Origin of the sequence: Streptomyces sp. M41, from assembly GCF_043673425.1 — a bacterium.
In the GTDB taxonomy this organism is placed as follows: Bacteria; Actinomycetota; Actinomycetes; order Streptomycetales; family Streptomycetaceae; genus Streptomyces.
The window spans coordinates 243345-266812 of sequence record NZ_JBIMKE010000007.1 but is presented as its reverse complement, the minus strand read 5'-3'; the positions used below and the strand labels follow the sequence as shown (position 1 = coordinate 266812).

General features: G+C 71.1%; 19 protein-coding genes. 12 read left to right on the top strand and 7 right to left on the bottom strand.

Annotated elements, in window-relative coordinates:
• Positions 1-2: 2 nt before the first annotated feature.
• The 4 genes from ACHBTE_RS12975 to ACHBTE_RS12960 form a co-directional block, all read right to left on the bottom strand.
• On the bottom strand, positions 3-2447 hold the full coding sequence (locus tag ACHBTE_RS12975; protein ID WP_394723890.1) for a right-handed parallel beta-helix repeat-containing protein: 2445 nt from the start codon (positions 2445-2447) through the stop codon (positions 3-5).
• Between the two features lie 110 nt (positions 2448-2557).
• Entirely contained in the window at positions 2558-3163 is a 606-nt protein-coding gene (locus tag ACHBTE_RS12970) for a hypothetical protein (RefSeq protein WP_394723889.1), read from the bottom strand.
• 177 nt (positions 3164-3340) lie between these two features.
• The gene (locus ACHBTE_RS12965) at positions 3341-4168 is read right to left on the bottom strand and encodes an MOSC domain-containing protein (RefSeq protein ID WP_394723888.1); all 828 of its coding nucleotides are present in this window, start codon (positions 4166-4168) and stop codon (positions 3341-3343) included.
• Between the two features lie 43 nt (positions 4169-4211).
• A complete protein-coding gene (locus ACHBTE_RS12960) occupies positions 4212-4646 on the bottom strand; it encodes a DUF6643 family protein (RefSeq protein WP_394723887.1) in 435 nt (144 codons plus the stop codon).
• A gap of 298 nt (positions 4647-4944) precedes the next feature.
• Here ACHBTE_RS12960 and ACHBTE_RS12955 point away from each other — a divergent pair, with 298 nt between their 5' ends.
• Positions 4945-6231, top strand: a complete 1287-nt coding sequence (locus ACHBTE_RS12955; protein WP_394723942.1) for a TerD family protein — start codon at positions 4945-4947, stop codon at positions 6229-6231.
• A gap of 25 nt (positions 6232-6256) precedes the next feature.
• Here ACHBTE_RS12955 and ACHBTE_RS12950 read toward each other — a convergent pair whose 3' ends face one another.
• Positions 6257-7432 carry a glycosyltransferase gene (locus ACHBTE_RS12950; RefSeq protein ID WP_394723886.1) on the bottom strand — a complete coding sequence of 392 codons (1176 nt, stop codon included), beginning with the start codon at positions 7430-7432 and terminating at the stop codon, positions 6257-6259.
• 57 nt (positions 7433-7489) lie between these two features.
• On the opposite strand from ACHBTE_RS12950, the gene ACHBTE_RS12945 reads away from it, so the two are divergent.
• Both ACHBTE_RS12945 and ACHBTE_RS12940 read left to right on the top strand, forming a co-directional pair.
• Positions 7490-8275, top strand: coding sequence for a glutamate racemase (locus ACHBTE_RS12945; protein WP_394723885.1), 786 nt, complete (start codon positions 7490-7492; stop codon positions 8273-8275).
• Positions 8276-8379: 104 nt separating this feature from the next.
• A complete protein-coding gene (locus ACHBTE_RS12940) occupies positions 8380-8922 on the top strand; it encodes a hypothetical protein (protein ID WP_394723884.1) in 543 nt (180 codons plus the stop codon).
• Between the two features lie 37 nt (positions 8923-8959).
• Here ACHBTE_RS12940 and ACHBTE_RS12935 read toward each other — a convergent pair whose 3' ends face one another.
• Positions 8960-9964 carry an O-antigen ligase family protein gene (locus ACHBTE_RS12935; RefSeq protein WP_394723941.1) on the bottom strand — a complete coding sequence of 335 codons (1005 nt, stop codon included), beginning with the start codon at positions 9962-9964 and terminating at the stop codon, positions 8960-8962.
• Between the two features lie 471 nt (positions 9965-10435).
• On the opposite strand from ACHBTE_RS12935, the gene lnt reads away from it, so the two are divergent.
• From lnt to ACHBTE_RS12915, 4 genes are all read left to right on the top strand, one after another.
• Positions 10436-12088 carry an apolipoprotein N-acyltransferase gene (lnt, locus tag ACHBTE_RS12930; RefSeq protein WP_394723883.1) on the top strand — a complete coding sequence of 551 codons (1653 nt, stop codon included), beginning with the start codon at positions 10436-10438 and terminating at the stop codon, positions 12086-12088.
• A gap of 88 nt (positions 12089-12176) precedes the next feature.
• Positions 12177-12656, top strand: a complete 480-nt coding sequence (locus tag ACHBTE_RS12925; protein WP_394723882.1) for an NUDIX domain-containing protein — start codon at positions 12177-12179, stop codon at positions 12654-12656.
• Positions 12657-12710: 54 nt separating this feature from the next.
• Positions 12711-13556, top strand: coding sequence for a 3-hydroxybutyrate dehydrogenase (locus ACHBTE_RS12920; RefSeq protein WP_394723881.1), 846 nt, complete (start codon positions 12711-12713; stop codon positions 13554-13556).
• Between the two features lie 85 nt (positions 13557-13641).
• A complete protein-coding gene (locus ACHBTE_RS12915; protein WP_394723880.1) occupies positions 13642-15588 on the top strand; it encodes a helix-turn-helix domain-containing protein in 1947 nt (648 codons plus the stop codon).
• Between the two features lie 69 nt (positions 15589-15657).
• Here ACHBTE_RS12915 and ACHBTE_RS12910 read toward each other — a convergent pair whose 3' ends face one another.
• On the bottom strand, positions 15658-17043 hold the full coding sequence (locus ACHBTE_RS12910) for an MFS transporter (RefSeq protein ID WP_394723879.1): 1386 nt from the start codon (positions 17041-17043) through the stop codon (positions 15658-15660).
• Positions 17044-17417: 374 nt separating this feature from the next.
• On the opposite strand from ACHBTE_RS12910, the gene ACHBTE_RS12905 reads away from it, so the two are divergent.
• From ACHBTE_RS12905 to ACHBTE_RS12885, 5 genes are read left to right on the top strand one after another with little or no spacing between them, the layout of a single operon-like run.
• Positions 17418-18812: an alanine racemase gene (locus ACHBTE_RS12905; protein ID WP_394723878.1), complete on the top strand. Its 1395-nt coding sequence runs from the start codon at positions 17418-17420 to the stop codon at positions 18810-18812.
• A gap of 50 nt (positions 18813-18862) precedes the next feature.
• The gene (locus ACHBTE_RS12900; RefSeq protein ID WP_394723877.1) at positions 18863-19843 is read left to right on the top strand and encodes an ornithine cyclodeaminase; all 981 of its coding nucleotides are present in this window, start codon (positions 18863-18865) and stop codon (positions 19841-19843) included.
• A gap of 29 nt (positions 19844-19872) precedes the next feature.
• A complete protein-coding gene (locus ACHBTE_RS12895; protein ID WP_394723876.1) occupies positions 19873-21276 on the top strand; it encodes an MATE family efflux transporter in 1404 nt (467 codons plus the stop codon).
• A complete protein-coding gene (hisC, locus tag ACHBTE_RS12890; RefSeq protein ID WP_394723875.1) occupies positions 21273-22412 on the top strand; it encodes a histidinol-phosphate transaminase in 1140 nt (379 codons plus the stop codon). The genes ACHBTE_RS12895 and hisC overlap by 4 nt, the downstream gene beginning before the upstream one ends.
• On the top strand, positions 22409-23392 hold the full coding sequence (locus ACHBTE_RS12885) for a PLP-dependent cysteine synthase family protein (protein WP_394723874.1): 984 nt from the start codon (positions 22409-22411) through the stop codon (positions 23390-23392). The genes hisC and ACHBTE_RS12885 overlap by 4 nt, the downstream gene beginning before the upstream one ends.
• Positions 23393-23468: the final 76 nt, after the last annotated feature.

The window sequence follows — 23468 nt, the reverse complement described above, 5'->3', positions numbered from 1 at the left end:
GCTCAGGGCAGTTCGGGCAGGTCCTCCGCGTACAGCAGGGTCAGGTCGTCGGTGCTCGGCTCCTCGAGCTGGGCGACCCGGCCCGCGTGGCGCTCCACCATGGCCTCGAAGGTCTGGCGTGCCGTGCGGCCGTTGCCGAACGCGGGGCCCTTGGGGATCGCCGTGAAGTACTTCAGCAGGGCCTCGGAAAGGCCCGGGCCGAGACGGTACTCATGCTCCTCGGCCTGCTGCTCCACGATCCGCAGCAGTTCGTCGGGTCCGTAGTCGGAGAAGGTGATGGTCCGTGAGAAGCGGGAGGCCACACCGGGGTTGACCGACAGGAACCGCTCCATCTCGGCCGTGTAGCCCGCCACGATGACGACGACCGCGTCACGGTGGTCCTCCATCAGCTTCACCAGCGTGTCGATGGCCTCCTTGCCGAAGTCCCGGCCCGAGTCCTCCGGCGACAGCGCGTACGCCTCGTCGATGAACAGCACACCGCCGCGCGCCTTGTCGAAGGCCTCCTGGGTGCGGATCGCCGTGGAGCCGATGTGCTCACCGACCAGGTCGACCCGGGACACCTCGACCAGATGCCCCTTCTCCAGCACACCGAGCGAGGCGAGGATCTCGCCGTAGAGGCGGGCGACCGTCGTCTTGCCGGTGCCGGGGGAGCCGGTGAAGACCAGGTGTCTCTTGACCGACGCCGCCTTCAGGCCCGCCTCCTGGCGGCGCCGGCCCACCTCGATCATGTCGGTGAGGGCGCGGACCTCCCGCTTGACACTGTCCAGGCCCACCAGCGCGTCCAGTTCACCGAGGACCGCCTTCGAGGTGCGCGTCGGCTTCTCCTCCGCCTGCCCGGCGGCGACCAGCGGCTCCTGCTCGGTGGTGCGCTGGCCCGGGATGGCGCCGAGGAGGCCGGGGGACTGGTGCGCGGTCTGTACGACGGGCTCCGGCGCGGGCGGCTGCTGCCTGAGTCCCGCGCTCTCGTCGCTGGTGCAGTCCTCGACGTCGGGGCCCGCCCCGGAGGCCGCGTCCGTGCCGCCGTCCGCGAACTCGTAACCGCCCCGTGCGCACCGCTCCGCACGGCACTTGCGCAGCGTCGTACGGCACCCGTCGATCACATGGAAGCCATAGCCGGAGCTGCCCCGCACCCGGCAGTTCAGGAACGTGCCGCGGCCGCCCGCCGAGACGTAGAACCCGGCCTCGGCCGGGGAGTCGACCGTGCAGCGCTCGATGGTGGGGTCGGCGCCCTTGGTGACGATCACGCCGGTCTGCATGCCGTCCAGGGTGCAGTTGTTGAGGGTGCCGCCGCTGCCGTGGTCGCGGAACCAGGCGCCCGTCGCCGCGTCCCGGATCCGGCAGTCGTCGAGCTGGGCGGTGGCGCCGTCGCTCACCGACACCGCGGTGTTGCGCACCTGGGACAGGTCGCTGTCGACGACGTCGGCGCGGGAGCCGCGGTCGAGGACGAACAGGGCGTCCGGCACGTCGTGCACCCGGCAGGAGTCCAGCACCGCGGTGGCGCCGTCGCTGACCCACACCGCCGGATAGTCGCCGGTGCTGTCGAAGATCTCGCACTGGTTGGCGTCCACGCGCGTGCCCGGATCCCACACCGACAGGCCGTTGCGCCCGAACTGACGCACCGTCGTACGGGTCAGGGTGAGCACCGAACGGGAACGCAGGTCGACCGCGTTCTCCGGGATGTCGTGGATCCGGCAGTCGGCCAGGGTGAGCACGGCGTCCGTGTCCAGCGTGACCCCGTCAGCGGTGGTGCGGTGCACATCGCAGTCGGTGAGATGGGCGGTGGCGCGGCCGGTGATCTGCACACCGGAGCCCCGCACCTCGTAGATCTCGCAACCGACGGCTTCCACCGAGGAGTTCTCCCCGGTGGCCGTCAGCCCCGAGCCCGCGGCGTGGTGGACCCGGCAGCGCTCCAGACGTGGGTGGGCGCCGCCGCGCACGGCGATACCGGCCTGCCCGGCCGCGACGACCTCGCACTCCTCGAACACGCCGCTGCCGCCGTCGAGCACGGCGATGCCGATGCCCGCGGGGTTGTCGACCGTGCAGCGCCGCAGGGTCGGCCGGGCGCCGCCGCGCACCTCGATCCCGGCGGCCGACCGCGTCACGACCCGGACGTCCGACAGCTCCGGGGCGCCCTCCTCGACCAGCAGCGCGGGCGCCGCCGCGTCCTGGCCCTCCACATGCAGGTCCTGCACCACCGCGGCGGCACGCACCGTCAGCGGCACACCGTCCAGGGGCGCGATGCGCACCGAGCCGGGGGAGCCCTCCGGACCGCGCAGGGTCACCGCCCGCTGGACGACGAGGTTCTCCCGATAGGTGCCGGGGGCTACGGTGAGGACGTCACCGTCGGCCGCGGCCTCCAGGGCGGCGGCGAGCGATGCGTACTCACCCGTGCGGCGCCGCCACCGCGATGAGCCGGTGTGCGTCACCTGGACCGTGCCCTGTGCCATGGCGTTGATGTGCCCCCACCTCGTCGTACGCGGGTTTTGCTGCCGAAGAGTTCGGCCGGTCCACCGTAGCGTGCGCGCGGACGGTGGGTTGACCAGAGCCGGAAAGGCCCTCAGCTGCCGGTGCCGGTGCGGCCCCAGTCGGGGCCCGCCTTGTCCCAGGCCTGGTCCCAACACGCGTACCGGCGGCGGACCATGCGCCACAGGATCAGTCGTCTGCCGCTCTCGACCAGGCCGACGGCTATGAGGGCGGCGCCGAACCCGGCGAGCGCGGCATGCGTCCTGGCCGTCGCTGAGTCCAGGGGGCGGGCCACGGGGCGTCCCGAGCGGTCCGTCCATATCGTGAAGCGGTCGCCGGGCTGGGGGCTGTCGAGGCCCGCTATGACCGGTGCCCGGTGGACGCTGCCGTCCGGTGCGGTCCAGTCGGCCATGACCTGGCTGCGCGCGCTCCGACCCGTGGCGGCCTCCGGGTCGCTGTCCAGCGGGGAGCCGTCCAGCTCGCGCAGCACGGTCGCCGTCACCAGGTGGCGGGAGGCGCGCTGTTCGCGGACGGACTTCTGGAGTGTGTCCTGGGCGAGGCCGCCGACCAGGGAGCCGGCCCAGGGGGCGACGACGAGGATCAGAGAGAGCGCCGCGAGGGCGACCCAGCCTTCGATCACATCGGTCCTACGGCGCAGCGGATTGTGCCGCCAGCGCCAGAGTCCGCTGATCGCCCGCATCGTCCGGCCACCCCCTTCCCGCTCCCTGACAACCCCCGGCGGAGCCCGTTCCCCCACGGACCGTCGCAGAGCGAGCGACATCACCCCCGCCCGGGGCCTCTCATGAACTTCTCACGAAAGCCCAACGCACGGACCCCCGGCCCCGGTTCCCGAACCCCACACCTGGGCGGGATCTTCTCAGCCGAGGATCGTGACCGGGTCACCGACCCGGATCGTGCCGCGGGACAGGGGTACCAGGTTCTGGCCGAACACCAGCTTGCCGCCGAGGCGTCGGTGCCGGCCCAGGGTGTACAGCGGCTCCCTGCCGCGCTCGGCGGTGCCCTGATCGGTCGTGGTCACCACGCACCGCCCGCAGGTCTTGGGGATCCGGAAGGCGACCTCGCCGATGGCGATGCGCGACCAGTCGTCCTCGGCCCAGGCGGCGGTGCCCGACACGACCACGTTGGGCCGGAACCGGTTCATCGGCAAGGGGCCCTCCTCCGCGTGGTCGCCCTGGGCGATGAGGGAGTTGAGGGCGTCGAGAGAGGCCGCGGAGGTGAGCAGCAGGGGATAGCCGTCGGCGAAGCTGACGGTCTCGCCCGGCAGCGCGTACTCGGGGTCGACGGGCCGGCGTGTGCCGGGGTCGTCCATGTGCACGAGGCGTACCGGCGTACCGAGATGGGCGCTGCACCAGGCATGCGCGGCGTCGGCCTCGGCGAGGACAGCCTCCACCTTGTCCTTGAAGAGCTCCACGGGGAGCAGGCCGACCGGCCGCGGCACGGGCACGGTCAGCGATTCCATGCCGGGCGCGGACAGCCGGACACCGCCGCCGGGCAGCAATGTGGCGGCGATCAGCGCCAGGCGTGGGTGCCGGCGCTGCGTCACGACCTTTCCCCCGTCGTCGATCAGCGCCCAGCGCCGGTCTCCGCGCAGCCCCCAGGGCTCCACGACGGCCTCCCGGGGCGCGGTGCCCCGGCACGCCTTGACCGGATGCAGGTGGATCGACCGCAGCTGTGCATGCCCCATGGGGCCATCGTGCCAGGTGGCGCCGACAGCCCGGGGGAACGGGTCAGTAGCCGCGGTACTGCTGGTTGTTGTACGGGTCCTGATAAGGAGCCGCGACGGGGCGGGGAGCCGCGGGGCGCATCGCCTCGTAGCCCATGCCGCCGGGTGCCGCCGGCCGGGGCTGCTGCGCCTGCGGACCGGGGTAGCCACGCGGCGGGGCCGCCTGCTGCGGGATGTAGGCCGCCGGCGCATGCTGCAACGGGGAGGGCTGCTGCGCCTGCGGATAACCGTAGGAGGGCTGGGACGGTCCCGCGGGGAGGGCGGGCAGTGCGGACGGCAGGGCGGGCAGGGCGCTGCCCGGAGTGTCGTACGCGGCGGGGACCCGGATCGGAGCGATCTGCGGGGTGCCCCGCTCGGCCACGAGCGAGTCGTAGATCGGAGTGTCCGGGAAGGAGGCGGAGTAGTAGCCGCCGCCATAGGTGGAGCGGGGGGAGGTCATGGCGCATACGTTAAGCCCACGATGTGCTGGTTGGGGAGACCGATAAGAGGGTTGTTTTATGTGTCCGCAGTGACGCCGGATCCCCAATGCGAGCGAACTTGGCAAAAAGGGACGCCGATCGGCGTTGAGATCCTGTAAAGGCCGAGTTGAGGGCGCGTTACCGGCGGTTGACCACCGGGTTCCCGGACTCGTCGTAGGAGTCCGCCGGTGCGGGGAATAGGTTGGCCCGGAGAGAAACCGATGAGCCGCCGGGGACACACCTGGCGCAGCGAGAACCTTGATGGGGGCGGACATGACAATGTCGAAAGGATCGAATGCTCCGGTGCCTACGACGGCACTGCGAGTCGAATTGGGCTGGCGCTCCGGACCGAGCGTGCCCGACGCCGATGCCTCGGCGCTGCTGCTGGTCGGTGGAAAGGTCCGCTCCGACGGGGACTTCGTCTTCTACAACCAGCCCCAGCACTCGTCCGGCGCCGTCCGGCACGAAGGCAAGCGGAACACCGACGGCCGCGTCACCGACAGCCTGCTCGTCGACCTCGCGCGCGTGGAGCCCTCCATCGAGACCGTCATCCTCGCCGCCTCCTCGGACGGCGGATCGTTCGGCGCGGTGCCGGACCTCTACATCGAGGTCCAGGACGCCGCCCAGGGCACCGCCGTCGCCCGGTTCGACAGCACGGGCGCCACCGTCGAGACCGCTTTCGTCCTCGGCGAGTTCTACCGCCGCCAGGGCGCGTGGAAGTTCCGGGCCGTCGGCCAGGGATACGGCAGCGGCCTGGAGGGCCTCGCCACCGACTACGGCATCACGGTCGACGAACCCCAGCAGACGCCCGCCCCGGCCCCCACCGCCGCCCCCGCGACGGCGCCGCCCCCGCCCATGGCGACCCCGATGACGACACCGCCGCCCGCCATGCCGCCGGTTCCCCCGCCCGCCCCCCAGGCCCCGCCGGTCAGCCTCAGCAAGGTGACGCTCACCAAGGCCGCCCCGTCGGTCTCGCTCACCAAGCAGGGCGGCACCTCGGGAGCCATGCGCGTGAACCTCAACTGGGAGGTGCGCAAGCAGTTCTCGGGCTGGGCGAGCAAGCTGGGCCGCCCGGTCGCCATGCACAACGACCTCGACCTCGACCTGTGCGCCCTGTTCGAGCTGGCCGACGGCAGGAAGGGAGTCATCCAGTCCCTCGGCAACGCCTTCGGCGCCCTGCACCAGCCGCCGTACATCCACCTCGACGGCGACGACCGGACCGGTGCCATGGCGAGCGGTGAGAACCTCACCATCAACCTCGACCATCAGCGGGACTTCCGCCGCATCCTGATCTTCGTGACCATCTATGAAGGGGCACGCTCCTTCGCCGACCTGCACGCCACGGTCACCCTCACCCCGCAGCACGGCGCTCCGGTCGACTTCTCGCTCGACGAGTGCACGGTCCCGTCGACGGTGTGCGCGCTCGCCCTGATCACCAACACCGGAAACGACCTGATCGTCCAGCGCGAGGCCCGCTATCTGATCCCCGAGCGCGGGGTCAGTCCGCAGCGGACGGTCGACTACGCCTACGGCTGGGGCATGAACTGGACGCCCGGCCGCAAGTAGCCGGCCGGCTCCCGACCGCCGCGGGTCAGCCTTCGTCGGGCACGGCGTCCGGACGCGCGTAGGTGCGACCCTTCCAGGCCGCACCCCGCCCCCGGCAGTGCTGCACCGCGGAATCGACCGTCATGAGGAGATAGAGGAACGCGGTGAACGGCAGCAGGGGAGCGAGCCACAGCGGCTGCCGGTAGTAACGGAGCATCGGCACATACGTCCCCGTCATCACCAGCCAGGCGAGACCACCGGCGACCGCCGCCGCGACGTTGCCGCCGACCGGCCCCGCCACCACGGCCAGTGGCGGCACCATATAGACCAGCGTGAGCCCGGCGACCGTCCCGGCCAGCACCAGCGGGTTGTGCCGCAACTGCGCGTACGCGCTGCGCGAGACCATCCGCCACAGGTCGTGCAGCCGTGGACAGGGGCGCACACTGTCCACCCGCTCTGCCAGCCCCAGCCAGATGTGGCCGCCGCTCTGCTTGACGGCCCGGGCGAGCGCCACGTCGTCGATCACGGCGTGCCGGATGGCGTCCGGGATCCGTGCCCGCTCGGCCGTCTCGGTGCGCAGGAGCACACAGCCGCCCGCCGCTGCTGCCGTCCGGGCGCCCTTCAGCGCGATCCGGCGGAACGGATACAACTGCGCGAAGAAGTACACGAACGCCGGGACGACCAGGCGCTCCCACCGGCTCTCCACCCGCAGCCGGGCCATCTGCGAGACGACGTCGAAGCCTCCGGTGCCCGCCGCCGCGACCAGCTCCCGCAGGCTGTCCGGGGCGTGCGCGATGTCGGCGTCCGTCAGCAGCAGATACTCGGGATCACGCGCGCGTGCCAGGCCGATACCGTGCCGTACGGCCCAGAGTTTGCCGGTCCAGCCGGGGGCCGGTTCGCCGGGGGTGGCCACCGTCAGCGGCAGTCCGCCGTGGCGCCGTGCGAGTTCACGGGCCAGCTCCCCGGTGCCGTCCGAACTGCCGTCGTCGACGAGGAAGATCTCCGCGCGCCCCGGATAGTCCTGGGCGAGCAGCGACGGCAGGCTCGCGGGAAGCACCGCGGCCTCGTCGCGTGCCGGGACGACGACGCACACCGACGGCCACTCGTCCGGATCCCGCCGAGGGGGCAGCCTCATGTCCGTCCGCCAGAAGAGGCCCTGGCCGAGCAGCAGCCACAGCCAGGCGGCGAGGGACAGGGCAGCAGTCCACGCGATCGCGCTCACCTGCGCAGTCTGCCCCACCGGGCCGGTCCGCAAGGGCCCATCATCTATCGTGGCCGGGTGAAGATCGCGCTGATGGACTCCGGAATCGGCTTGCTCGCGGCCACCGCCGCGGTACGGCGGCTGCGACCCGACGCACATCTCGTGCTCTCCCTCGACCCCGACGGCATGCCCTGGGGCCCGCGCACGCCGCAGGACCTCACGCAGCGCGCCGTGGCCGTGGCTGCTGCCGCCGCCGCGCACCGGCCGGACGCCCTGATCGTCGGCTGCAACACCGCGACCGTGCACGCCCTGCCCGCCCTGCGCGCCCGCCTCGAACCCGGGATCCCGGTCATCGGCACCGTCCCGGCGATCAAGCCTGCCGCCGCCGGCGGCGGCACGGTCGCGATCTGGGCCACTCCCGCCACCACGGGCAGTCCCTACCAGCGGAACCTCATCAGGGACTTCGCCGAGGGCGTGCGCGTCGCCGAGGTGCCGTGCTTCGGTCTGGCCGAAGCGGTCGAACACGCGGACGAGGCGGCGATCGAGGTCGCCGTCGCCGCGGCAGCCGCGCTGACCCCCAAGGACGTGACGACCGTCGTCCTGGGCTGCACCCACTACGAACTCGTCGCCGAGCGCATCCGCACGGCCGTCCAGCGCCCCGGCCACCCGCCGCTCGTCCTGCACGGCTCCGCCGGAGCGGTCGCCGCGCAGGCGCTGCGCCGCATCGGCGAACAGCCCGCCCCCGAGGTCGCGGCCAGCGGCACCCTGACGGTGATTCTCAGCGGCCGTGAGGGCGCGCTCCCCGACCCCGCCCTCGCGTACGAGGAAGGCCGCCTCCTCCAGGCGATCGCCCCGGCCAGGTGATCTGGGGGCACGAACGGAGGGTGTCGCTCCGGCTGCGCCCGGTCGGCCCAGTCACCCTCTGCAGCCCGGTACCAGCGGAGCGAAACCTGAGTAACCTCATAGGCATGAGGGACCACCTCCACGGCAGGAAACCGCACCCCGATGTCTGGACCGGGCGGGCCACCAACCGGGTCCAGTGGCTGATGGCGCTCGTGGGCGCCGCCTGCATGGGGCTCGGCATCGAACTCGCCATCGACTCGCCCTGGACGGGCGGGGTCGCCCCGCTCGTGATGGCCGTCGTCGGCTGTATCGCGGCCGGTCTGCTCGTCCTCTTCGGCACCCTGGCCTTCGTACATGTCGCCCTGAAGGTCGACCAGGAATGCCTCGAGGTGCGCTGCGGACACATCGGGGTGCCGCGCCGCCGCATTCCCCTCTCCGAGGTCGCGGGCGCCGACTTCGTCGAGCACGTCACGCCACGTCACTGGGGCGGCTGGGGATACCGGTGGCGGCCGGAGAAGGGAACCGCCGTCGTCGTACGCCGCGGCGAGGGCCTGGTGCTGAGGCTGTGGGACGGCCATACGTTCACGATCACCGTGGACGACGCGGAGTCGGCCGTAGGGGTGATCAGGGACCGTCTGCGGACACGGGCGCCCGGCACGGCGCTCTGACGTCGACGCCCGACGTCACACCCGTCTGTCCTTGTGGTCACGGCGTCAGCCGGTCGTCGGCACGCGCGCGTACGTCGCTCTCGCGCTTCGACGGCCCGTGGACGATGGGGCGTGCCGTGGCCAGCCCCGCCAGCAGCCCCGCGCCCACCGACACCGCCGTGAAGCTGAGCGCGTTGCCGATCGCGGCGATCGCCGCCAGCGCGGTCAGGGACGCGCCCGCGGTGAGTGCGACCGGGGTGGGGCGCGCGGTGCGCCACAGTGCGAACAGCACCCAGCAGAAGGCCGCCGCCAGCAGGAGCAGGCCGACGACTCCCTGTTCCGCCGCCTGCTGAAGGGGCGCCGAGTGCGGCTTGCCATCGGACAGCAGCGTGCCGGTTGCCGTCGTGCTGAGCTCGCCGAAGCGGCCCGGACCCACACCGAGGGCGAGATCCTCGCGCGCCAGGTGCAGGGCGTCCCGCCACAGCTGGATCCGGTGCGGGGTCAGCTGGTTCTCCAGCCAGGAGGCGAACCCGCCGGGCACCGCGCCGCCGGCGACTGCCCAGGTCAGGGCCGGGATCGAGGTCGCCGCCAGAGCCAGTGCGGCGATGCCGGCGCCGCGGTTGCGGACCTGGCCGGCGGCGAGCGAGCACAGGACGACGGCTGTGCAGGTGATGAAGCCGGCGGTCGAGCCGAGCACGGCCGCGGTCACCGCGATCGCGACGGCGAGCGCGCGCAGCAGCAGCCGCAGGGCCGGTGCCGAGGCGGCCCAGGCGGCGCAGCACGCGGCACCGGCGGAGAGGGTCAGTACGGCGGCGGTGGCCCCGGCGTGGCCCAGCGGGGCGACGATCTGCGGCCCGGGGGAGAGGTGCGGAACGGTCAGCGTCAGCGCCACCCCGGCCAGTGCTCCGGCACACGGCGCGGCGACCGGCAGCAGCGCCCCGCAGATCCGGCCCGCGGCGTAACCGGCGGCCACCGCGAGGATGGCGAGCAGGACGCCTTCGGGTCGGCCGTCGTGAACGGCGGCCGAGATCAGCGACCATGCGGCGCAGACTCCCAGCACCACCACGCCCGTGGCATCAGAAACGTTTCGTCTGTCGCCGTCCTCATCCGGACCTGCCGCAGACGTCGTCCTCGTGAGACCCACCCCGCCCCCCGAACCCGGTCCCCCGACCTGTGACGGACCCCGGCCGCCCGGACCTGACCGGCGCTACGACTGGGGCACCGGCATACCGTAACCGCTGATGGACGGTTTGTGGACGTGTCGTGCAGGAGCGATGCGGCGAGGGGAGGTCGGCGGGAGGGAGTGGGCTCCACGGGGGCGGCGGGTGATCGGGATCCGTACGAGTTATCCGAGGCATCCGTGATGTCCTGGAAATCAAGATGTCCGAGACATCCAAGAAGTTCGAGAAGCCTGAGATGTCTGGGACATTCCTGCCGTGCCGACAGTCGGCCGACCGCAGGCGCCCACGTGGGAGCCCCGCTGCCCGCCCGACCGCGCTGTCCGCGCCGAAGCCGACCGCCGTACACTCCCGGAGTGACCGTCACCGCAACTTCCGTGGACGAGTCGGACCAGTTGGAGGCCCAGATCGCGCCCACCTCGCGCGCGGGCCGGCTCATGCGCCTGGTCCCGGCTCTCGCCGCCGCGCTCTCCGGAGTGCTGCTCTACGTCAGCTTCCCGCCGCGCAGCCTGTGGTGGCTGGCCCTGCCGGCCTTCGCCGTCTTCGGCTGGGTACTGCGCGGCCGTGGCTGGAAGGCGGCATTTGGTCTCGGCTATCTCTTCGGGCTCGGGTTCCTGCTGCCGCTGCTGGTGTGGACGGGCGTGGAGGTCGGTCCCGGCCCGTGGCTCGCGTTGGTCGCCATCGAGGCCGTCTTCGTCGCGCTGGTCGGTGTGGGCATCGCCGCGGTGTCGAAGCTGCCGGGCCGGCCGGTCTGGGCGGCGGCACTGTGGATCGCCGGAGAGGCGGCACGCGCGCGTGCGCCGTTCAACGGCTTCCCCTGGGGCAAGATCGCCTTCGGTCAGGCCGACGGCGTCTTCCTGCCCCTCGCCGCGGTGGGCGGCACCCCGGTCCTCGGTTTCGCGGTCGTCCTGTGCGGCTTCGGTCTCTATGACGTCGTACGCCTCCTGGTGGAGCGGCGGCGCACCGGGGCCGTTCAGCGGTCCGCCGCGACCGTGGCCCTGCTGAGCGTGGCCGTACCCGTGGCGGGCGCCGTGGCCGCGCGGCCCCTGGTCAGCGACAAGGCCGAGGACGGCACCGCGACCGTCGCGGTCATCCAGGGCAATGTGCCGCGCGCGGGGCTGGACTTCAACGCGCAGCGGCGGGCCGTGCTCGACCACCACGCCCGTGAGACCGAGCGCCTCGCCGCCGCGGTCAAGGCGGGCAAGGTCGCCAAGCCCGACTTCGTGCTGTGGCCGGAGAACTCCTCCGACATCGACCCCTTCGCCAACGTCGACGCCCGCGATGTCATCGACGACGCGGCCAAGGCCATCGGCGCACCCATCTCCGTCGGCGGCGTCGTCGAGCGGGACGGCAAGCTGCTCAACGAGCAGATTCTGTGGGACCCGGTCAAGGGCCCCGTCGACACGTACGACAAGCGGCAGATCCAGCCGTTCGGCGAGTACCTGCCGCTGCGCTCGCTGGTCGGCGCGATCAACGAGACCTGGACGTCCATGGTCCGCAAGGACTTCAGCCGGGGCAGCGAGCCGGGTGTGTTCACCATGGACGGCGCCGAGGTCGGTCTGGTCACCTGCTACGAGGCGGCCTTCGACTGGGCCGTGCGCTCCGAGGTCGTCGACGGCGCGCAGATGATCTCCGTGCCGAGCAACAACGCCACCTTCGGCCGCAGCGAGATGACCTACCAGCAGCTCGCCATGTCCCGAGTCCGCGCCGTCGAGCACAGCAGGACCGTCACCGTTCCGGTGACCAGCGGCGTCAGCGCGATCATCATGCCGGACGGGCGCATCACGCAGCGGACGGGCATGTTCGTGGCCGACTCACTGGTCCAGAAGGTGCCGCTGCGCTCCTCCGAGACACCCGCGACGGGGCTCGGCGTCCTGCCGGAGATCGCCCTGGTGCTGGTCGCCGCGGGCGGTCTGGGCTGGGCGATCGGGTCCGGGGTGCGCACTCGACGCGCCGGTCGCACCCAGCCCGCGCACGAGCCGACGGACGCCGCCGACCCAGGCAGGTGACAGCGCCCGGCGGTGGTCCGTGCCGGTCACCTCGCGCCGGTCGCCCCTCTGCCCCGCGCCGCGGCCAGGCCGCACTAGGGTCGGGGCCATGGCTACTCCTGACTTCATTCGTACGATCCGGGCCTCCGCCGGTCACCAGCTGCTGTGGCTTCCCGGGGTAAGCGCCGTCGTCTTCGACGACCAGGGGCGGGTCCTGCTGGGGCAGCGCGCGGACAACCGCAAGTGGACGGTGATCAACGGGATCCCGGACCCGGGTGAGCAGCCCGCGGCCTGCGCCGTGCGGGAGGTGTACGAGGAGACCGCAGTCCGGTGCGTCGCCGAACGTGTGGTCCTCGTCAGGTCCAGCGATGAGGTGACCTACCCCAACGGCGACATGTGCCAGTTCATGGACATCACCTTCCGCTGCCGAGCCGTCGGCGGCGAAGTGCGGGTGAACGACGACGAGTCCGTGGATGTGGGCTGGTTCGACGTGGACGCGCTGCCCGTGATGGACGAAGGCCAGCTGTTCCGGATCAAGCAGGCGCTGTCCGATGAACCCACGTGGTTCCAGCCCATGAGCGCGGACTGAAGTATGGGCGGCGGCCATATGTGGCCTCGCGGGGGTGCTGCCTAGGGTCGATCCATGACCCCGCCCAGCATGCCCCCGGCTCAAGGCGCGTCCCCGCCCACCCCGTTCTCCCCCTCCTCCACGTCCTCGCCGTACTCCTCGCTCGACCTCGGTGGCCGCACCGCCCTCGTCACCGGTGCCGCCGGCGGCATCGGCCGTTCCTGTGTGCTGCGGCTGGCGGGCTCGGGGGCCAAGGTGAGAGCGGTCGACCGGGACGCCGAAGGCCTGGAGGCGCTCGCCGAGAACGCACGGACCCTCCCGGGCACCGTCGAGCCACACGTCCTCGACCTCACCGACCTGGACGCCGCCGAGCTCGCCGCCGCCGGTACCGACATCCTGGTCAACAACGCCGGTCTTCAGCTGGTGCGCCCCATCGAGGAGTTCCCGCCGGACGCCTTCCACACGGTGCTCACCGTGATGCTGGAGGCGCCCTTCCGGCTCATCCGTGGTGCCCTGCCCCATATGTACGGGCAGGGCTGGGGGCGGATCGTCAATGTGTCCTCCGTCCACGGGCTGCGCGCATCGGCGTTCAAGTCGGCCTATGTGGCCGCCAAACACGGCTTGGAGGGACTCTCCAAGACAGCCGCCCTGGAGGGCGCACCCCATGGCGTCACCTCGAACTGTGTGAACCCCGCCTATGTGCGCACCCCCCTGGTCGAGAAGCAGCTCGCCGACCAGGCTCGGGCGCACGGCATCCCCGAGGAACGGGTGCTGACCGAGGTGATGTTGCAGGACAGCGCGGTCAAACGGCTCATCGAACCGGAGGAGGTCGCCGAGGCCGTGGCGTATCTGTGCGGCCCGCACGCCTCCTTCGTGACCGGCATGTCACTCGTTCTCGACGGCGGCTGGACCGCCCACTGACCCGCCCGCTCGTCGAACATCCTGCCGACTGGCGAGTTGTCCACAGGGCTGACGGGGTGAGGGCGCGATGAGCAATCCTGTGAGCATGTCCAGCGATCACGTGCACCCCGCCGAGCGTTCCGCCACCGCTGCCGGAGCGCCCCTGAGCAGCGCCGAGACACCGTTCCTCGAGCTGCTGGCCCGGGGTGCGTCCGCCGACGCCTACGAGCAGCCGGTGCTGCTCGCCCGCGCCGAGGGCAGACCCACCGAGCAGATCGTCGCCCTCGAACAGGCCAAGCTGCTCGCGCTGCGTGTGCGCTCCGAGCTGGAAGGGCGCCGCAGACGAGAGGCCGAGCTGTCGGCCCTCTTCGAGACGGCCCACGACCTGGCCGGCCTGCGGGACCTGGACTCCGTGCTGCAAGCGATCGTGCAGCGCGCCCGGTCGCTGCTCGGCACCGACGTGGCCTACCTCAGCCTGAACGACCCGGCCAGGGGCGACACCTATATGCGGGTGACCGAGGGCTCGGTCGCCGCCCGCTTCCAGCAGCTGCGGCTCGGCATGGGCGAGGGCCTCGGCGGCCTCGTGGCGCAGACGGCCCGTCCCTATGTCACCGACGACTACTTCAAGGACGACCGCTTCCAGCACACCCTGCCCATCGACGCCGGCGTGCGTGACGAGGGACTGGTCGCCATCCTCGGCGTGCCCCTGATGCTGGGGCACCATGTGATCGGGGTCCTGTTCGCCGCGGACCGGCGTGCCCGGGTCTTCGAGCGGGAGCAGATCGCGCTGCTCGGGTCCTTCGCCGCCCTGGCCGCGGCTGCCCTCGACACCGCGAACCTGCTCACCGAGACCCGCTCGGCCCTCGCCGACCTGGAGCGGGCCAACGAGATCATCCGTGACCGCAGCGGAGTGATCGAACGAGCCTCGGACGTGCACGACCGGCTCGCCGAACTGGTGCTGCGCGGCGGCGGGGTGCACGACGTGGCCGCCGCGGTCTCCGAAGTCCTCGACGGCGCGGTCGAGTTCGCCGACGCCGCCGCAGCTCCGGCCCGGGCGCTGGAGGCGTCCCGCGCCGAGGGTCACGCGGTCCGGCACGACGACGACTGGATCGCCGCGGTGTCCGCGGGCGGCGAACTGCTCGGTGCTCTCGTACTGCGCGGCCACCCCGGACTCGACCCCGTGGACCAGCGCACCCTGGAGCGGGCGGCCATGGTCACCTCCCTGCTGCTGCTCGCCCGACGCTCCGCCGCCGAGGCCGAACAGCGCGTCCGCGGCGAGCTGCTGGACGACCTGCTCGACGCGCGCGACCGCGACCCGCGTCTGTTGCGCGAGCGCGCCGCCCGCCTCGACGCCGACCTCGACGCCACCCATGTCGTCGTCGCCGCCCGCCTCGAGGCCGCCGCGGCCGACGCCGACCAGGAGGCCGACGCCCGCCGGCGCCTCTGGTCCGCCGCGTCCCACCTCGCGGCGACACGACACGGTCTGGCCGCAGCCCGCGACGGCGGCACAGTGCTGCTCCTGCCACTCGAACCCGGCGACACCGCCACCGACCTGGCCCGCCGCACCGCCCGGCACCTCGGCACGGCCGTCCACGAGGCGGTCACCGTCGGCTCCTCCGCACCGGTCGAGAACCTGGCCGTGCACCCCGACGCCGTGGCCGCCGCCTACGAGGAAGGCCGACGCTGCCTCGACGCCCTGCGGCTGCTGGGCCGCTCCGGAGACGGCGCCGCCGCCGAGGACTTCGGCTTCCTGGGCCTGCTGCTCGCCGGCGACCGGGACATCTCCGGCTACGTCGGCCGTACGATCGGCCAGGTCGTCGCCTACGACGAACGGCGCGGCACCGACCTGTTGCGCACCCTCGACGCCTACTTCGCGTGCGGGATGAGCCCCGCCCGCACCAAGGACGCACTGCACGTCCACGTCAACACGGTCGCCCAGCGCCTGGAGCGCGTCGGCCGCCTCCTCGGCGAGGACTGGCAGAGCCCCGGCCGCGCCCTGGAGATCCAACTGGCCCTGCGACTGCACCGGTTGTCGGCCTCGGCACAGCGCTGACCCCCGTACGCGAGACGTACGGGGGCCGGATACCCGGGGCGGGGCGGGCCGTGCGTGGCGAGCCGCGGGTCAGACCTTGTGCGCGTCCGCCGCTCGGGGCGCCGTAGGCTCCGTGTCCGCCGAGGCGTCGATGTCGGCCAGGTCCCGGTGGCGGGTCTCCTTGGCGACACCCACGGCGAGCACCGTCAGGAGCGCCGCGGCGATGACGTACAGGGCGATCGGCGTGGAGCTGCCGTAGTCGGACAGCAGCGCCGTGGCGATGAGCGGTGCGGGGGCTCCTGCCGCGACCGAGGCGAACTGGGCGCCGATCGAGGCCCCGGAGTAGCGCATCCGGGTCGCGAACATCTCGGAGAAGAAGGCCGCCTGAGGCGCGTACATGGCGCCGTGCAGCACCAGGCCGACGGTGACGGCGAGGATCAGGTTGCCGAAGCCTCCGGTGTCGATGAGGCGGAAGAACGGGAACATCCACAGCCCGACACCGACGGCGCCCAACAGGTACACGGGCCGACGGCCGATACGGTCCGACAACGCGCCCCACAGTGGAATGACCGCGAAGTGCACGGCAGAGGCGATCAGGACGGAGTTGAGAGCGGTCTGCTTGGAGACACCGGCCGAGGTGGTGGCGTAGACGAGGATGAACGCGGTGATGACGTAGTAGCTGATGTTCTCCGCCATGCGTGCGCCCATGGCCACCAGGACGTCACGCCAGTGATGGCGCAGCACGGAGACCAGCGGCATCCGCTCGGCCTCGGCGGTGTGTGCCGCCTTGCGGGCCTCTGCCTGGGCCAACGCCTGCCGGAAGACAGGCGATTCATCGACAGACAGACGAATCCACAAACCGACGATCACCAGGACGCCGGAGAGCAGGAACGGGATCCGCCAGCCCCAGCTCTCGAACGCGCCCTCCGAGAGGAGGGCCGTCAGCGCGGACAGCACACCGGTCGCCAGCAGTTGCCCCGCGGGCGCGCCGGTCTGCGGCCACGAGGCCCAGAAGCCGCGCCGTCGAGCGTCCCCGTGTTCCGACACCAGGAGTACCGCCCCGCCCCACTCACCGCCGAGCGCGAAACCCTGAACCAGACGCAGCACGGTCAGCAGCACGGGTGCGGCGGACCCGATCGTGGCGTGCGTGGGCAGCAATCCGATCGCGAAGGTCGCCCCGCCCATCAGCAACAAGCTCAGCACCAGCAGCTTCTTGCGGCCGAGCCGGTCCCCGTAATGGCCGAAGACAAGCGCGCCGAGCGGCCGGGCGGCGAATCCGACGGCGTACGTCAGGAAGGAGAGGAGGGTGCCGACGAGCGGATCGGAGTCCGGGAAGAACAGCTTGTTGAAGACGAGGGCGGCGGCGGAGCCGTACAGGAAGAAGTCGTACCACTCGATGGTGGTGCCGATGAGGCTGGCGGCGACGATGCGCTTGAGGTTGCCCGGTGGTGGGGGAGCGGTTGCTGCGGAGGCCATGTGCGCCACTTCCTCGTGTGCGGTGGGGACGGGTGTGTGTTCGCACACGGTAGGAATCTGCAGGTCAGGGGCACATGTGGTGGGACTACATAGTTCAGGGGACGGGTGTGCGTGTTGCCCCTATGTCAGTGCTGGGAAGGCCCACTGTTGAGGCCGGTGCCCCTGGTGGAGAGGACTGCTGTCACAACGCATTCCCGGGCGGAGGGGATGTTTCGTGCGATCGGCGGTCGGCCTCTTACTGACCTCCCAACTCGACGGATTCACCGGACCTCGCGCCTGATTAGTGGCATTAGTGCCCGTCCGCACCGGGCGAGCAGAGCACCACCGCTGAGCGCTTATTGAAAATGAGTGTCATCCTCGTGTAAGAATCTGGTGTGCTTATCTCACCGCAGGCGCCGGCGCCTCCGATGGCCGGAGTGCGGCCCTTCGCGCTCACCGCACTCCGGCATCCCACCGTCTCCACCCTCCTGGCGAGTCACCGTGCCCTGCTCGCCGACCTTCTCGACGGTCTGGGATCACCGCTGCACGTCGTGCTGCCCGAGATCTTCGAGGAGAACGTCACCCAACTCCGGCGGGCGTTCGCCGAGACGGGCGCGACCGCCGACATCCTGTTCGCCAAGAAGGCGAACAAGGCCGACTGCTACGTCAAGTCGGCCGCTGCCCTCGGTGTCGGGATCGACGCCGCCAGCACCCCCGAACTGGTCAAGGCCCTGGCCGGCGGGGTGCCCGGACACCGGATCGGCATCTCCGGCCCGGAGAAGGACGACACCCTGCACGCTCTCGCCGTTCAGCACGGCTGCCTGGTCGCCGTCGACTCGATCAGTGAGCTACGTCGGCTCGCTGTGACCGCACGGCTCGCGCGACGGCAGGCCAGTGTCCTGTTGAGGTCCCGTACGGCCGGTCAACCGGGAAGTCGCTTCGGGCTGTCAGCCGCCGAGCGTGACGCCGCCGTCGGTCTGTGCGCGGAACTCGCCGATCACATCAGCCTCCGCGGTTTCTCCTTCCACCTGAACGGCTACTCCGCCGCGGAACGCGCGACGGCGGCGAACGAGATGATCGAGCACTGCCTCGACGCCAGGCGGCGCGGCTCGCTCTCCGCCGAACTGGTGGACATCGGCGGCGGGTTGCCGGTCCGCTATGTCGAGCCGCGACTCTGGGACGAGTTCATCGAGCAGAACGAGCCGGCCCACTACCACGCGGCCAAGGACTTCAAGGACTTCTATCCGTACGGCGGGCAGACGGCCGCCGAGGCAGTGCGCGCGATCATGTCGCACCCGGTCGACGGGGCCGAGACGTTGTCGGCGAAGGCACGACGCACCGGCATCCGGTTCGTCGTGGAGCCCGGCCGGGCCCTGCTCGACCAGGCCGGATTCACCATGTACCGCGTACAGCAGGTGGACGACCGGCGGGACACCGAGGGGTACGCCATCGTCACGGTCGCCGGCAGCAGTTTCAGCCTCTCCGAGCAGTGGTTCAACAGTGACTACCTCCCCGACCCGCTGCTGGTGTCCGCCCAGTCCACCGCCGACGAGATGTTCCCGGCCTGCGTCGCGGGCTCGACCTGCCTGGAGAGCGACCTGGTGACCTGGCGGAAGATCGGCTTCCCGCGGCCCGTCCGGCGCGGTGACCACCTGGTCTACCTCAACACGGCGGGCTACCAGATGGACTCCAACGAATCGCCGTTCCATGACGCCGCGCTACCCCTGAAAGCCGTGCTCCGCCTCGGTGACGGCGGGGCCCGGCCGCGCTGGCACCTGGACGGAATCTGACGCGACCTCGAACCGATCCGACGCGACCTCGAATGAAGGAGAAACCCCGCATGTCACAGAGCTACGCCCCGCCGGGGCAGTTGTGGCTCTTGCCGCAGTCCCAGCAAGAAGGTCTCGACCTTGACCACCACCAGGTGATCGAGGTCGTGGAGCAGGCGTACCGCGCATTGCGCGAAGGCGGCTCGAACAACCCGGTCAAGACGATCATCGACGATCCCGACCATCACTCGCTGAGCTATTCGATGGTGGCCAGGGACGCGGGCAGCGGCACCGTCTGCTTCAAGGCCGTCTACGAGTTCGACCCGCGCCGCACCCGGGACAGTTACCGGTTCCACTCTTTCGTCTTCCTCGTCGACGACACCACCGGGGCGCCCATCGCGCTGATGGACGTGGTGAAGCTCGGCCCCTTGCGGTCCTCGGCCACCACCGCGCTGTTCGCCCGCGCGGCCTGCCCCGACGCTCGAACCGCCCTGGTCGTCGGCACCGGCGTTCAGGGGCAGGCGGCCCTGCCGATGCTGGTCGCGGCCCTGCCGAAGCTGGAGCGCCTGCAGGTGTTCGGCACCTACCCCGAGGGTCTGCGCGCGGTCCAGGACAGTGTCGACGGTCGCGAGGTCGAGATCGTCAAGGATCTCCGGGAGGCCGCCGGTGAGGCGGACATCGTGATCGGCGCCGCCGGCCTGTCGGCCACGGAGGAGGTCCGGCGCGACTGGATGAAGCCGGGCTCGGTCGCCGTACTCCTCGGGTACGGCGTGCACGCCGACGTGTGCCACGGCGCGGACTACCGGATCGCCACCGACACCGCCCAGATGCACGCCACCTGCGACGACCTGCGGGGCGAGGACGGCAGCCTGCCGTCGGTCGACGCCCAGCTGCCCGACGTCCTGCTCGGCCGGGCACCTGCCCGGCGCACTCCGGACGACGTGGTCTTCGCCTACAACAGCGGCATGGCGGTCACGGACGCCGCGCTGGGCCGGTACATAGCCGATCTCGCGCAGGCGAGCGGGCGCGGGGAAAAGGTCAACTTCTGGTGAGCAGTACCCGGACAACCGACACGACCGACATGACAGAGGCCGGCGTCGGCTGGTGGGTCAGGAACTCGCGGGCGCTGCTGAAGCTCGCGTTTCCGCTGATCCTGACCAACTTCGCCTACGTCGCGCTGACCACCGTGGACATCGTGATGCTGGGCAGGCTCGGGGCGGTCGAGATCGCCGCCGCCGGTCTGGCCATCGCGCTGTTCAACCAGTTGCGTACCACCGGGACCGGCCTGGTCACCGGGGTCAGCAATCTGGTGGCCGAGGCGCGGGTGCAAGGCGACCGGGAACGGATCGGCGCCCTGCTGTTCGCGGGCTTCTTCTGGGCGACCGTCTGCGGTGTGGCGTTCTGCGCGGTGCTGCTGCTGATCGGCCCGCTGCTCATCCTGCTGGGCCAGGACCCGAAGGTGGTCGACAAGGCAGGTGACTTCCTGGTGGTCCTTGCCCCGGGCATGCTGCCCTGCCTGTGGTTCCAGAACCTGCGGCACTTCACCACCGGCCTCAAGCGCCCCGGCCCGCTGCTGGCCATCACACTGGCCTCGGTCGGAGTGACCATCGGCCTGAACTACGCACTGATCTACGGCAAGTTCGGCCTGCCGGAGTTCGGATTCGTCGGCGTCGCGATCGCCACCGTCACGGTGTTCCTGCTGTCCTTCCTGGCGTTCATCGCGGTGATCCTGCGCGACAGCGTCCTGCGCCCGCACCTCACCTCGCCCGACGCGCGGCGCTGGAACGGGGGCGCGGTCCGGTCCGTCTGGCGCCTCGGCCTGCCGATCTCGGGAACGTATGCCTCGGAGGCCGGGTTCTTCAGCGTGCTCACCCTGATCGTCGGTTCCCTGGGCGTGAACGCCCTGGCCGCGCAGACGGTGCTGAACCAGATCGTCTACATCGTCTTCATGATCTCCGCCGGCCTGTCCCACGCGGCGTCGATCCACATCAGCGAGGCCGACGGCGTGAACGACTACACGACAGCACGCCGCATGGGACTCCTGGGCACGGCCTGGGGAATGATCGCGACGCTGGTGATCGCCGTCCTGTACCTGGCGATCCCGAACCCGATCGTGTCCCTGTTCATCTCGGCCGAGCACGCCGACAACTCGGACATCGTCGCGCTCACCGTGACCGGACTGCTGATCGCCGCCCTCATGCAGGTCTTCGACGCCACGCAGAACATCGGCAACGGCATCCTGCGCGGCATCGGCGACACCGCCGGGCCCTTCCGGATCTCCCTGGTCGGCTACTGGCTGATCGGGCTGCCCGCCGGCTACCTGCTCGGGGTGACCGCCGACTTCGGTGTCGAGGGCGTCTGGATCGGCCAGACCATCGGCCTCGCGGCCACCGCCGCCATCCTGCTGGTCGCGTTCCTGCGCCGCGTCGACCGGCTCCACCGGGAGACGTCAGGCGCCCCCGTCCCGCAACCGGAGCCGTCATGAACCCCGTCCTCGCACCAGCCACTTCGGCGTCGTTGATACGCAGCGAAGTGGCGGGCCTGCCGCTCTACGATCCCGGCGCCGACCCGGACGAGGTGGCCGCCCTCAGCGGCGGCCACGTGATCAAACTCTCCAACAACGAGAACCCGTACGGCATCTCTCCCACGGTCGCCGAAGCCGTACGACGCACCCTGGCCGGCGGTGTCTCCCGCTACCCCGATCCCACCGGCAAGCGGCTGGCCGAGGCCATCGGGACGAACCTGGACGTGCCCGCCGAACACGTCGTGCTCGGCAACGGTTCGGAGAACATCCTGGAGTTGCTGTGCCAGGCAGTACTCGATCCCGGTGACCTGGTGGTCACCCAGGCGCCCGGGTTCGCCCTGCACGAGATCTTCCCCCGCGTCATGGGCGCCCGGGTCGTCAAGGTCCCTGTGACCGCCGAGTTCGGATTCGACGCGGCCGCCTGGCGTGACGCACTGGCCGGGGGACCGAAGCTCGTCTTTCTCGCCAACCCGTGCAACCCCACCGGCGCGATGCTCAGCGCCGGCGAACTGGAGCAAGTCGTGGCCGCCATGCCGGAATCGGCGCTGCTCGTGCTCGACGAGGCGTACGGCGAGTTCGCGCGGACCGACCCCGAGTACCCCGACGGACTGGAGGCCCTGCGCGGCCAGGACCGGCCGTGGATCGTACTGCGCACCTTCTCCAAGGCATATGGTCTGGCAGCCTTCCGGGTCGGGTACGGCATCGCCTCCGACGCCACCCTGATCCAGGCACTGGACCGGGTCCGTACCCCGTACAACGTCAACCAACCCGCCCAGGACGCCGCCATCGCCGCGCTGGGCGACCACGAGCACCTGGCGGAAACGGTACGCCGGACCGGTCTGGAGATCGCCAGGGTCACGGACCGGCTGCGCGGCGCGGGACTGCGGGTGGTCCCGTCCTCGACCAACTTCCTGTTCATCGACACCGGATGCCGCTCCGACCAAGTCGCTCAGGAGCTGCTCCGCGCCGGAATCATCGCCAAAGCGTGGCGCGAGCCGGGATACGAGACCTACATCCGAGCCTCCCTGTCGACGCCCGAGGAGAACGACGTGTTCGTGCGGTGTCTGACGGAGATCTGCGCGAAGGGAAAGTTGTGATCAAGAGCAAGGTATCCGACCTGATAGGCCGAACGCCCCTGCTCAAACTGTCAGTTGCGGACGCTTCGGCGACCGTCCTGCTGAAGCTGGAGCAGTTCAATCCCACCGGCACCGCCAAGATCCGGATGGCCAGGAACATGGTGGACGAGGCGGAGGAGGCGGGGCTGCTCGCCCCCGGCGGGTGGCTGGTCGAGTCCACCTCCGGCAACACCGGGCTCGGCCTGGCGCTCATCGCCGCCGAACGCGGATACAAGTTCACCGCCGTGGTGGACAACCACTCCAGCACGGACAAGTTGCGCGGCATGCTCGCCTACGGCGCCGACATACTCAACGTCGCCGGGGACGAGGAGGGCCTCGCCACCGCCGAACGCGACACCGTGGCCGAGCGACTCGCGGCTGAGTACGGCGCGTACTGGACCGCCCAACACCGTAATCAGGGGAACCCCAACGGCTACCGGCCACTCGCCCGCGAACTGCACGACGACCTCGGCGACGACATCGACTACCTGTACGGGGCTGTAGGCACCGGTGGTTCGCTCTGCGGCACCGGCCGCGTCCTGCGGGAGCGCATCCCGGACTTGAAGATCATCGGCGTCGAGCCGGTCGGGTCGGTGGTCTTCGGCGGGCCGGGTGCGCCGTACCACCAGTCCGGCACCGGTACGCCCGAGGGCTCGGAGATCGGCGGCGTCGTCGACTACGAAGTGATCGACGAGGGGGTCAAGGCCAGCGACTCGGAGGCCTTCGAGACCTGCCGTTACCTGGCGAGGAACTTCGGCATCCTGATCGGCGGTTCGGCCGGCGGCGTGGTCTACAAGGCCTTGGAGCATGCCCGGAGCGCCGGGCCCGGGACCACCATCGTCGCCCTGGTCTGCGACGGCGGCGACAAGTACCTGGACACCGTGTTCAACGACGACTGGATGGCCGCCAACGGCCTGTTCGACGAGCAGGTCGTCCACCGGCTGGCCGCGATGCTGGGGTAGCACCCGGCCGACGAGCCGATCACTGCGACGCGACGCCCTTCTGGCACCACTTACGGATTGGTACGATCAGCCGATG

Excerpts from the sequence above, each read along its gene's own strand:
- ACHBTE_RS12960 (WP_394723887.1), bottom strand. The coding sequence starts at position 4,646 with ATGACCTCCCCCCGCTCCACCTATGGCGGCGGCTACTACTCCGCCTCC.
- ACHBTE_RS12925 (WP_394723882.1), top strand. The coding sequence starts at position 12,177 with ATGGCTACTCCTGACTTCATTCGTACGATCCGGGCCTCCGCCGGTCAC.
- ACHBTE_RS12940 (WP_394723884.1), top strand. The coding sequence starts at position 8,380 with ATGAGGGACCACCTCCACGGCAGGAAACCGCACCCCGATGTCTGGACC.
- hisC (WP_394723875.1), top strand. The coding sequence starts at position 21,273 with ATGAACCCCGTCCTCGCACCAGCCACTTCGGCGTCGTTGATACGCAGC.
- ACHBTE_RS12895 (WP_394723876.1), top strand. The coding sequence starts at position 19,873 with ATGACAGAGGCCGGCGTCGGCTGGTGGGTCAGGAACTCGCGGGCGCTG.
- ACHBTE_RS12975 (WP_394723890.1), bottom strand. The coding sequence starts at position 2,447 with ATGGCACAGGGCACGGTCCAGGTGACGCACACCGGCTCATCGCGGTGG.
- ACHBTE_RS12915 (WP_394723880.1), top strand. The coding sequence starts at position 13,642 with ATGTCCAGCGATCACGTGCACCCCGCCGAGCGTTCCGCCACCGCTGCC.
- ACHBTE_RS12970 (WP_394723889.1), bottom strand. The coding sequence starts at position 3,163 with ATGCGGGCGATCAGCGGACTCTGGCGCTGGCGGCACAATCCGCTGCGC.
- ACHBTE_RS12900 (WP_394723877.1), top strand. The coding sequence starts at position 18,863 with ATGTCACAGAGCTACGCCCCGCCGGGGCAGTTGTGGCTCTTGCCGCAG.
- ACHBTE_RS12965 (WP_394723888.1), bottom strand. The coding sequence starts at position 4,168 with ATGGGGCATGCACAGCTGCGGTCGATCCACCTGCATCCGGTCAAGGCG.
- ACHBTE_RS12910 (WP_394723879.1), bottom strand. The coding sequence starts at position 17,043 with ATGGCCTCCGCAGCAACCGCTCCCCCACCACCGGGCAACCTCAAGCGC.
- ACHBTE_RS12920 (WP_394723881.1), top strand. The coding sequence starts at position 12,711 with ATGACCCCGCCCAGCATGCCCCCGGCTCAAGGCGCGTCCCCGCCCACC.
- ACHBTE_RS12955 (WP_394723942.1), top strand. The coding sequence starts at position 4,945 with ATGTCGAAAGGATCGAATGCTCCGGTGCCTACGACGGCACTGCGAGTC.